Raw genomic sequence first — 10,647 nt, 5'->3', positions numbered from 1 at the left:
ACAAGGGATGCACCACCAACAAAGAAACCCCCGCTCCTACCAACTTCCAACCCCGACATTCAGTACAACAAGCTCCACATGCGCGAGCGCTACTGAATCACCAGCCCATTCGGCCCCACCACCCCCAACTCCACATAATTCGCCCCCGGACGCGTGCGGTCCGAAAAATCCACCACAAACCCGCCGCCAACATCGAAGTTGCGCAAATGGGCCAGCTCGCGGCGCACTTGGTCGCGCGTAGGCTTGGGGCCGGCGCGGCGCACGGCTTCGGCCAGCACCTTGGCGGCCACAAAGCCTTCCACCGCCCGGAAGGAAAGTTCGACATCCTTGGCGCCCACGGCCGCGCGTGCGCGGTTGAATTCACGGATGACGGGGTTCACGCCCTTGCCGGGGTTGGGCATCACGAGCGCGAGGGAATAGCCGCGCACCGCGTCGATGCCGGCCACCTTGAGCAGGATGCCCGGATCAATCGACGACAGCCCAAGCAGCTGCGCCCCACCGCCGCGCGCGCGGTATTGCTTGATGAACTGCGCGGCGGGCTCCGCCGTGGCGCCCAGGAAGATGGCCTGCACATCGGCGCCGAGCAGCTTGTCGACCGCGGCGCTGACCGAGGCCGTATTGCGCGGGTACGAGGCGGTGGCTGCAATCGTCAGCTTGTGCGGCTTGAGCGTGCGCTCCACGCCGGCCAGCGCCTCCTTGCCCAGCGCATCGTCCTGATAGAGCACGCCGATGCGCGTGACCCCGATGGTGACGAGCGCGCCCACCATCTTGTCCATCTCCTGCTGGTAGCTGGCCTTGATGGGAAACACCAACGGATCGCCGGTCATGCTGGAGGCGCCGGTGGCGGGGCCGACCAGCGGCAGGTTGGCTTCGGCCAGCACGCCGTTGCGCATGAGCGCTTCCACATTGGCGGTGCCGACCACGGTGAGCGCCGCCACGGGGTTGTCGATCTTGGCCATGTCGCGCACGTTGCGGACGGTCTGCTCGACCTTCTGCTCGTCGTCGCGGGCCACCAGGCGAACGGTTTCGCCGTTGATGCCGCCGTCCAGGTTGAGCCAGTCGAAATACAGCCGCGCCCCGGCATTGAGCGCCCGCCCCGTCGCGGCTTGTGTGCCGGACAGCGGCAAGGATTGGATGATGCTGATGTCGGCGTGGGCAGCTGGCGTAGTCAACGCAGCCATGCATGCCACACACGTGGCAAGCGCAGCCCATGGCCGCATCCATCCCATCGCCCCGCGCGCCCCCCGGCTACGCGTGTGATTTCCCGTTTGCATTGTTCGCACCCATTTCGCCGCGTGCCTCGTGGGCAACGGCGTTTTTGTCGAGACCGCTTCGGCAGTCCGCTTTCTAGTGTGGCGCCCCACATCATCGGCGCCGGGCGATAGCCTGCCATCGACGTCTGGCTTCGACAAGTCCTGGCGCCGCATTTACACTGGCCCGACCGTTTCTGTCGCAAACCCGCCATGCCACAGCGCCTCCTGCCCACCGACATCGAAGGCCGCACACCGCCCTCAGCGGCGCATCCGGTGCGGCTTTACACGCGGCAGATGGAGGCCAACACGCGCTTCCCGCGCCACACGCATCCGTGGGCGCAGGTGGCGTATAGCCACAACAGCGTGCTGCGCGTGCAGGCCGGCGACACCGCCTGGGTGGTGCCGCCCTCGCGGGCGATCTGGATTCCGCCCGGCATCGAGCACGAGGTGTGGGTGGTCGAGGCCGCCTTCCTGCGCACGCTGTATGCCGACCCGTCCGTGGTGACGGGCACGCTCGCGCAGTGCCGCGTGATGGAAGTGTCGCCGCTGCTGCGCGAGCTGATTGCCGCGATGGACGTCCGCCAGCCGCTGCCGGCCGCGCGCGAGCAGGCGCTGGCCACGCTGATCCTCGATGAGCTGCGCCGCAGCGCCCCGCTGCCGCTGGATCTGCCGATGCCCGCCGACAAGCGCCTGCGCGCCCTGTGCGAACGCGTGATGGCCGACCCCGGCACCTCGCTCACGTTCGACGCCCTCGCGCGCGACGTCGGTGCCAGCGCCCGCACGTTGGCGCGCCGCTTCCGGGACGAACTGGGCGTGAGCTTTTCGCAGTGGCGCCAGCAGGCCGTGCTCGCCAGCGCCATCCCCATGATGTCGCAAGGGATGCCGCTGTCCCGCGTGGCGCAGGAGCTGGGCTACAACAGCCAGAGCGCGTTCTCGGCGATGTTCCGCCGGGCGTTCGGCAGCAGCCCTAGCGCGTTTCTGCATCGACCGGGCGGCGAAGACGCTTAGCCTTAGCGCGCCTGGAACGCCCCGATCCCGCTGCGCCTACAGCGGCGGAATCGTCATCGCGGGCAGCAGCACCGCAAAGCGCGCACCGCCTGCCGCACCGGCATCGAGGCGGACGTCGCCGCCATGCACGAGCGCAATACGCCGCACGATCGCCAGCCCCAGGCCGAAACCGCCGGTGTGGCGGTCGCGACTGGCATCCAGGCGCAGGAACGGTTCGAATACGCGCGCGCGATCCGGCTCGGGAATGCCCGGGCCGTCGTCTTCCACCGTCAGGCGCAGCGCCCCCAAAGGGCCCGCTTCAGCGCGGATGGTGATGGTGTTGCGGGCATAGCGCGCGGCATTGCGGATGAGGTTGAGCAGCGCACGCGCCAGCAGACGCGGATCGCAGACGTGGTACGCCGGAGCGCCCTCGGCATGCACGGCCAGCGTGAGCTCGCGGTCGGCCACGTCGTTGGCCACGTTGGCCACCACGCTGTCGAGCCATTCGCCCACGGCCACGCGCATCAGCACAAGATGCGTGGCGCCCTGCTCCAGGCGGCTCAACGCCAGCAGCTCGCTCACCAGTTCATCGAGTTCACGCACGTCGCGGCGCAGCGCATCGAGCCGCACGCTGCGCTGTGCTTCCGACACCGGCGACTGCAGCAGCGCGATACCGAATTCGAGCCGCGCAATCGGCGTCTTCAGCTCATGCGAGATGCCGTTCATCATCTCGCGCTGGTGCTGGATCGAGCCTTGGATGCGCTCGGCCATCTCGTCGAACTGGCGCGCCAGCGCATACACGTTCGAGCGTTTGCGCAGATTGGCGCGCGTCCCCAGGTTGCCGGCCCCAAAGCCGCGCGCGGCGTCTTCCAGCACACGCAGGTCGCGCCAATGCATCCACACCCAGAGCAGCAACGGCAGCAGCGCGGCAATGGCGATCAGCGCGTAGGCCATGAGCTGGATGCCGAGGTAGTCCATATCGGCGCTGTAAGCGTGCAGCACGGTACCGTCGCGCAGCGGCAGGTAGTAATCCTTGCCGTTGGTCATCAGCACAAGCTTGTGGTCGGCCAGATCGCGCCGCTGCTGCGCGGAGAAATTCGGCACGGTGTCCGGATCGACGATGTCGAACTTCTCCCACGCGTTCTTGTTCAGCCGCGCGATGGCGGCATCGCGGCCGGCGGGGCCAGTGCGATCGGCGCGGTCCAGGTACTCCTGCAGCACGAACGCGTAGCCCTTGCGCACCTCGCGCTCGCCGTGCGTGAGCGTGTCATGGAACATCCACACGAACGACTTGTTCACGCCGATCAGCGCGAGGGCGGCCGCCACCACGACCATGGCATACAGCTTCAGTAACGACTTCAGCACGGTTCAGTCCTCCCACGCCGAGGGGCTGAACAGATAACCGCGTCCCCAGATTGTCTTGATCTTGTGCGGCTCGGGCGAGGCATCGCCAAAGCGGCGGCGCAGGCGCGAGATGCCCGAGTCGACGGTCCGGTCCAGCCCGTCGAACTCGATGCCGCGCAACTGCTTGAGGATGTCGTCACGGCTGAGCACGGTGCCTGCCGCACGCGCCAGGATCACCAGCAGGTTGAACTCGGCCGTCTTGAGGTCGACCGGCTGGCCGCGCCACGTCACGGTGCGGTTGGGCGGCGAGATGGAAAGTTCGCCGAAGACGAGCGTGTCGTCGCGCGGCGCCACCGGCTCGGACGTCGACATGACAGGCGTGGAGCGGCGCAGCAGCGCGCGGGCCCGGGCGACGAGCAGGCGCGGCTCGATGGGCTTGAGGACGTAGTCGTCGGCGCCGATTTCCAGCCCGGCCACCTGGTCGTACGTATCCACGCGCGCAGTCAGGATCAGCACCGGCACGCGCGAGAACGCGCGGATGCGCCGGCACACTTCCATGCCGTCCATGTGCGGCAGCATCAGGTCGAGGATCACCAGCGCAGGCTGGTGTTCACGCACGGCGGCCACGGCAATGTCGCCGCGGCGCACCACTTCAACAGCAAATTCATAGTTGCCCAGGTATTCGCTGACAAGCTGCGCGAGGCGGTCGTCATCTTCGATCAGCAACACCTTGGTCTTGAGCGGCGCGTCGGTCATCGCCCGTACCCCCGTTTCTTCTTGTGTCGGCGCGCAGTGTACGGCGCCGGCCTTGCGAGCGGATGGGGCGGAGAAACTTGCAGACACTCGCGCACAATTGCGCACAACTTCCCGGCAATTTCCAGACAGACGTGCGTGCGGCATCTCGCCAGACTGCGGGCTCTCTCTCAAGAGGTCCAACAAGAGGTCCTACGTGCTCAATCGTCTCTCCCCCCGAGTTTCCGTCGCTTATCTGGCCGTGCTCTCCGGCATGTGGCTGTCGCCGTCTTCGGTGTACGCCGATGAATCATCGTATTCGCTGTCGCTCAACGCGGGCGTGGCGCCGCGCTACCAGGGCAGCAAGGAGTACACCGTCACGGCCGGCCCGGGCTTCCGGGCAGACTTCGGCAACGGCTGGTTCATCGACCCGACGCAGGGCGGTGCGGGCTATGCCCTCCGCTTCCTGAACGGCATGTTCGCCTCGGCCGCGCTGTCGTACGACCCGGGCCGCTCCGACACCAACCGCTACGGCCGCCCCGGCTCGGATCACCTCAAGGGCATGGGCACCGTCAAGGGATCGCTGCTGGGCGTGTTCACGCTGGGCGGCAAGCTGATCGGCGACACCACGGGCAGCGCCACGCTGGAAGTGCCCATCACGCACCGCGAGCGCGGCTGGTCGGGCCACATCGACGTGGCGGCGCCGGTCGTGAGTTGGGGCAGCGACAAGATCACCGTGAGCCCGAGCCTGCATTTCGGCTCGCGCAAGTACATGCAGACGTACTTCGGGGTGACGCCGCAGCAGGCGGCCAACAGCGGCTTTGCCGAGTACAGCGCAAGCAGCGGCCTGCAGGCGGCCACGCTCACCGTGGCCTGGACGCATACGTTCTCGCGCCACTGGGCAATGCAGACGGCGGTGGGCGCCTCGCGCCTGCTGGGCAACGCGGCCAAGAGCCCCATCGTGCAGAACAAGCAGAGCTACTTCGGCGGCACGGGCCTCGTGTACACGTTCTGATCGCGCCCTCGATCAAGCGAGGGCATCGAGCCACGCCACGGTTTCGCGCCACCACGGCGCGCCGGACGATGCGCGGAAGAAGCCCATGTGGCCGACGCCCTTGGCGCCGAGCGCCGCGCCGCTCACCTGACGGCGCGTGACGCGCGTGGCCGGAAACTGCGCGATGAGCGCATCGATGGCGTTGGCGGGCGCCATCGGGTCATCGTCAAAACCCCAGGCGAGCAACGGCACGGCGAGCCTCGGGTAACGCGACGTATCCAACCCCGCGCGGGGCGCGAAGAGGTAACCGCGACGCCGGGCAAAGCGCGCCCAGTCGCGCAGGATGGCAGCCGGAATCGACATCGGCCCCATGCCGACGGCTGCCAGCGGCAGCATGCCGCCGCGCACGCGCGCCACCGCCAATGGAATCCGCACATGCAGCAGCCACGCGAGCTGCGGACGCGTCAGCAGCCCGCGCCACGGCCACAGCCGCGCGTTCGCCAGCGACGCCGCCACGTGCACCAGCGCATCGGCGTGCACGATGTGCGGCGCCAGCCCCGCCAATTGCCCGCCCGCGCTGTGGCCGAGCACCACCAGCCTGCGGCCGCTGCAGCCTTCAGGGACGAGCGTGTCGTGCACCCATTTCAGCACCGCGTCGATGTCGTGCCGGCCCCAGTCGGCAAAGCGCGGCGTGCCCGGGCCCGTCGCCACCGCCTCGCCAATGCCGCGGTAGTCGAACGTCACCACACGCCAGCCCGCCAGGCACAGCGCCCGCGCAAACGCCGCGTAGAACTGGCGCGGCACGCCCAGCGCCGAGCAGATCACCACCGTGCCGTGCGCGCCCAGACCGGGGCTGGTGACCGTCACGGGCAGCGTCCAGCCGTCGGCCGTGCGGACGTGGTCGTCGCGGGTGGGAAGGGCATCGGCGGGGTAGTCGATCGATTCGCGCTGCATGGGCACTCCGCTCGGGCTATCAAGTTGGGGTGGGACCGAGTATTGGCGCCGCCGGATGCGGTCACAATTACGCGACAGGTAATCGCGGCAGCTACCCGACTCTGCTTCAATAGGTGACATGACGCCCACCAAGCCCGCCTCCGCCTCGTCCATCGACGAAGACACCCTCATGCTTGAAGACGCCCATGCCTCTCATGGCGCCCAAGCGGCCCAAGCGGCAATTGAGCCGCCTGAAGCGGCGCTTTCGCGCTTCCCGCAGTTGCTGCGCTTCTGGCGCACGCGGCGCGGCTATAGCCAACTGGCACTGGCGCTGGCGGCGGGTGTGTCGCAGCGGCATGTGAGCTTTCTGGAATCGGCCCGCGCAACGCCCAGCCGCAACATGATCCTGCAACTGGCCGAGGAGCTGAACGTGCCGCTGCGCCATCGCAACCAGATGCTGCTGGCGGCCGGTTTCGCTCCCGCCTATTCCGAACAGGGCCTCGCCACGCCGGCCGATGAAACGTCGCCGATGATGCAGGCGGTGCGCCATGCGGTGAAGCTGATCCTCGACAAGCAGGCGCCGTATCCGGCCATCGTGCTCGACCGTTTCTGGCATGTGCTGGATGCCAATGCCGCGCATCGCCGCCTGATGCGCTGGGCCATCGGCGACGACCGGTCGGAAGGCGCGCCGGGTGCCGTCAACATGATGAAGCTGGTGTTCGACCCGACCGCGCTGTGGCCGGCCATCGCCAACCGCGATGCCGTCGGCCGCTACCTGGCCCGGCGCGTGCGGCAGGAACTGGCCCTGCAAGCCATCGACCCGGCGACGCAGCGGCTGCTGCACGACATCCGCGCGATGCAGCCGGCGCTGTTCGATGCGGCGGAGGCACCGGCAGCCCACGCTACGCCCGCGCAGGATGCCGGCGATCCGCCGCCCTTCCTGCCCATCTCACTGCAGCGCGACGGGCTGACGATCTCGCTGTTTTCCACGCTCACCACGCTGGGCACACCGCGCGATGCGGGGCTGCAGGAGATGCGCATCGAGTGTTTCTATCCCGCGGACGAAGCGTCGCGGCGGGCGTTGGAGCGTATTACGCTGTAAGTTGCACCTGATTGCAACGAGAATCATTCTCATCTATATTGGCCGGTCGATTTGCCTCCCTCCGGCGGCCGTTGCGCCGCCTTGTGCTTCATGACCGATCTGTCCCATCCCCCGCTTTCGGCAGAGCCCGCCGCCAAACCGGCCGCCAATGCACGCCCAGCCAAGGCCAAATCCGAACACCCGGCCAACCGCCGCGCCACGGTCGTCCGCTGGCTGCGCAAGACGCACGGCTGGTTCGGGCTGTGGGGCGCGGTGATGGGCCTGATCTTTGGCGTGTCCGGCATCTGGCTGAACCACCGCGCGGTGTTGAAACTGCCCGTGGCGCAACAGCGCATCAATACGCAGATCGCCCTGCCCGACCCCGTGCCGGCCACGCCCGAAGCGATGGCCGCCTGGCTGCAGCAGACGCTGAACACGCCGGAGCCGGCCACCCGCACGCGCGTGGAAAAGGCCAAGCCCGTGGCCTGGGCCGAACGCCCGGCCAAGGGCGAAGGCGCCCAGGACGGCAAGAACGCCGACGCACCGCACGAACCGGCCGCCAAGCCGCTGATGCAGCCCGAGCAATGGACCTTCAACTTTGGCAGCGCCACCACGCAAATCCAGGCCGAATACTGGGCCGGCAACCGCTCGGTAGCGATCCGCCAGACCGACAACGGCTTCCTCGGCACGCTGATGAACCTGCACAAGGGCGTCGGCATGACGGTGCCGTGGATTCTGCTGGTGGATACGCTGGCCGGCTGCCTGATCTTCCTGTCGATCTCGGGCCTGTGGCTGTGGGTGATGACCACCAAGCGCCGCACGATCGGCTGGACGATCTTCGGGTTGGGAAGTCTGCTGGCGATCGGGCTGGCGATCTCGCGGCTCTGAGTGCCGCATGTGTTGTGGATGGCGCCCGCGTGGCGCCATTTTTTTTGCCTTCGCGGCTTCGTTGCCGCCGCTTACGGGCGGTCGACGCTGCGCTCGGTCAGCAGCCGCTGGATCGCCCGCATGCGCGAGCGCACCATCTCGTCGCGGCGTTGCGCCACGCAGGTCATCAGGATCTCGATGACGGTCAGATGCACGAGGTACGCCTCGGTGCCGACCCGCATCACCGCATCTTCCGGCACGTCCACCGTCAGCGCGATCTGCGCGCGCTCGGCCAGCGGCGTGCCCGCCTGGGTGATGGCGATCACGCACGCGCCCTGCTCGGCCGCATAGGCGATCGACTCGAGCAGATACGGCATGCGCCCCACGTGCGAGAACGCCACCACAACGTCGGACGCGCCCAGCATGGCCGCCGACACGAGCTGCAGATGCGCATCGAAGTAGGCGTTGGACGCCAGCCCCAGCCGCATCAGCCGCGCCTGCATGTCGTTCGCCATGAACGATGAGGCCGCGCCGGCCGCATAGCAATCGACGCGGCGCGCGCGGGCAATGCGCTCGGCGGCGGCATCGACCTGCGTGGTGGACAGCGATTCGCGCAGCTTGGCCAGCGCCCGCGTGGCGCCATCGATGACCTTGCTGGCGACCAGCGCAGGCGGGTCCGCCCGGCCGACATGGCCCGGCAGCGTCGGCTGCGCGTGCGCGAGTTCAGCGGCCAGCGTGGCCTTGAACTCGCGCAAGCCTTCAAAACCGAGCGCCTGGCACATCCGCACGATGGTCGGCATCGACACGCCGGCGCGCACGGCCAGTGTCTCGACGGATTGTTCGAGCGACAGCTCCGGCGCTTCCAGGATCAACCGCGCCACGCCCTGCTGCGCCGGCGAGAGCGCGGGCAGCTGGTCGCGCAGGGCGTTGAGCAGGGGAACGGAGAACGAAGGCATGGCGGATACGTTGGCGGCAAACGGAAATCAGCGTCGCCAGTGTAGCGGCAGCCCCGCGCCACGCCGCCTGCCCGAGGGAAAACCCCCAAGAATCTGTAAGCCCGCGGTTTACGCGCAATGCCCCTTCAGCGGGCAATGCCCCAACCGGCGCGACGTGTGCGGCGCTTTGCCGGTGCATGCGTAACTTCAACCCTTACAGCGCAGACTTGCCTGAGAGTCGGCCCCGAGCCAGGCCGGAAAACCCGTTCCGGCCGACACAACAGTCGTTACGACAATAAGGGAGCCACATGACCACTTCGATCCGTTCCATTCCGCTATCGGCCGTTGCACTGTCGGCGCTGCTGGCCTGCGGCGCCGCGCACGCGCAATCCAGCGTCACGCTGTACGGCGTGATGGAAACCGGCTTGCGCTACAGCACCAACAACGACGCCGACGGCCACGGCAAGGCCGAGATGGCGGGCGGCTACTACAGCGGCAGCCGCTTCGGCATTCGCGGCTCGGAAGACCTGGGCAACGGCCTGAAGGCCGTGTTTCATCTGGTCAGCGGTTTCGCGCCGGACACCGGCGTGGGCTCCACCAACGACATGGGCCTGGGCGGCTACAAACCGACCACGCCCGCCACCTCGCGCCTGTTCGGGCGCCAGGCGTATGTCGGCTTGGAAGGCGGGTTCGGCTCGCTGACGTTCGGCCGGCAGGAGAACCTCGTCTTCAACACGGCTGGCCAGTACGACGCGCTCTCCATCGGCAACCTCGGCGCGACAGCGTGGCACGTCACCGCCACCGGCGTGCGCATCGACAACTCGGTCAAGTACGTGGGCGATTTCAACGGCTGGCGCCCCGGCGTGATGGTCGGCATGGGCGAGCAGGCGGGTGCGTTCTCCGCAGGCAACTACAGCGCGCTGTCGCTCAACTACGCCAGCGGCCCGTTCGCGTTCGGCGGCGCGTGGGAGCAGCAGAAAGACCTGCAATCGGTCGGCACTCGCACGTGGACCACCGGCGGCAGCGTGCAGGTCGGCCCCGCCAAACTGATGCTCGGCTACATCAACTACCGCGACGGCACGCCCACCAAGAACGACCTCATCCTCGGCGGCGTAAAGTACGACTTCAGCGGCCAGTACAACCTCGTGGTGGGCGGCATGGCCACGCGTCAGCGCGACCCCGACGGCCTGCGCTACACCGCCTACGCGATCATGAACTACGTGGTCAGCAAGCGCACGTGGCTGTACGTCGGCATGGACTACACCCACCAGAAAGACGCCGGCACCGTCCTGGCAGCCGCACTACCGAAAGCCTCGCAGACCGGCGTCATGGTCGGCATGCGCCACGGCTTCTAAAACGAGACACGGCCTGGGCGCCAACACCCGCGCCCAGCCGGTTTGGCCTTTGACTTTCCCTGCCCTAGATGGCGCCTTGAATTTCTGTTGCAGAGAGGAAAAAGGAAGGGAAACTGTCTGAGCGCAGCGAGTTTTTCCCTTCCCCTCTCTGCGACATAAATTCAAG

The 10,647-nt window shown here is 67.7% G+C and carries 10 protein-coding genes; 5 read left to right on the top strand and 5 right to left on the bottom strand.

The window, feature by feature from the left end:
- Positions 1 to 89: 89 nt before the first annotated feature.
- A complete protein-coding gene (locus FUT88_RS22385) occupies positions 90 to 1,274 on the bottom strand; it encodes an ABC transporter substrate-binding protein (protein WP_186829365.1) in 1,185 nt (394 codons plus the stop codon).
- A 189-nt stretch (positions 1,275 to 1,463) separates the two neighbouring features.
- On the opposite strand from FUT88_RS22385, the gene FUT88_RS22380 reads away from it, so the two are divergent.
- A complete protein-coding gene (locus tag FUT88_RS22380; RefSeq protein ID WP_027680451.1) occupies positions 1,464 to 2,261 on the top strand; it encodes an AraC family transcriptional regulator in 798 nt (265 codons plus the stop codon).
- 36 nt (positions 2,262 to 2,297) lie between these two features.
- Here the strand turns inward: FUT88_RS22380 and FUT88_RS22375 are convergent, their stop codons facing one another.
- Both FUT88_RS22375 and FUT88_RS22370 read right to left on the bottom strand, forming a co-directional pair.
- Positions 2,298 to 3,605: an ATP-binding protein gene (locus tag FUT88_RS22375; RefSeq protein ID WP_147218494.1), complete on the bottom strand. Its 1,308-nt coding sequence runs from the start codon at positions 3,603 to 3,605 to the stop codon at positions 2,298 to 2,300.
- A gap of 3 nt (positions 3,606 to 3,608) precedes the next feature.
- A complete protein-coding gene (locus FUT88_RS22370; RefSeq protein WP_147218492.1) occupies positions 3,609 to 4,340 on the bottom strand; it encodes a response regulator transcription factor in 732 nt (243 codons plus the stop codon).
- Between the two features lie 193 nt (positions 4,341 to 4,533).
- Here FUT88_RS22370 and FUT88_RS22365 point away from each other — a divergent pair, with 193 nt between their 5' ends.
- Positions 4,534 to 5,331, top strand: a complete 798-nt coding sequence (locus tag FUT88_RS22365; protein ID WP_261797263.1) for a MipA/OmpV family protein — start codon at positions 4,534 to 4,536, stop codon at positions 5,329 to 5,331.
- Between the two features lie 12 nt (positions 5,332 to 5,343).
- Here FUT88_RS22365 and FUT88_RS22360 read toward each other — a convergent pair whose 3' ends face one another.
- Positions 5,344 to 6,264: a serine aminopeptidase domain-containing protein gene (locus FUT88_RS22360; RefSeq protein WP_147218490.1), complete on the bottom strand. Its 921-nt coding sequence runs from the start codon at positions 6,262 to 6,264 to the stop codon at positions 5,344 to 5,346.
- Between the two features lie 118 nt (positions 6,265 to 6,382).
- On the opposite strand from FUT88_RS22360, the gene FUT88_RS22355 reads away from it, so the two are divergent.
- Entirely contained in the window at positions 6,383 to 7,345 is a 963-nt protein-coding gene (locus FUT88_RS22355; protein WP_147218489.1) for a helix-turn-helix domain-containing protein, read from the top strand.
- Between the two features lie 90 nt (positions 7,346 to 7,435).
- On the top strand, positions 7,436 to 8,212 hold the full coding sequence (locus FUT88_RS22350; protein ID WP_147218487.1) for a PepSY-associated TM helix domain-containing protein: 777 nt from the start codon (positions 7,436 to 7,438) through the stop codon (positions 8,210 to 8,212).
- Positions 8,213 to 8,283: 71 nt separating this feature from the next.
- Here the strand turns inward: FUT88_RS22350 and FUT88_RS22345 are convergent, their stop codons facing one another.
- Positions 8,284 to 9,147 (bottom strand): MurR/RpiR family transcriptional regulator, encoded by an 864-nt coding sequence (locus FUT88_RS22345; protein ID WP_015855786.1) that lies wholly within the window; start codon positions 9,145 to 9,147, stop codon positions 8,284 to 8,286.
- A 287-nt stretch (positions 9,148 to 9,434) separates the two neighbouring features.
- On the opposite strand from FUT88_RS22345, the gene FUT88_RS22340 reads away from it, so the two are divergent.
- Entirely contained in the window at positions 9,435 to 10,481 is a 1,047-nt protein-coding gene (locus FUT88_RS22340) for a porin (RefSeq protein ID WP_004628924.1), read from the top strand.
- Positions 10,482 to 10,647: the final 166 nt, after the last annotated feature.

The organism is Ralstonia sp. TCR112 (assembly GCF_007997035.1).
Taxonomy (GTDB): domain Bacteria; phylum Pseudomonadota; class Gammaproteobacteria; order Burkholderiales; family Burkholderiaceae; genus Ralstonia; species Ralstonia edaphi.
The sequence above is the reverse complement of the archived record's forward strand: the minus strand, read 5'-3'. Positions and strand labels throughout refer to the sequence as shown.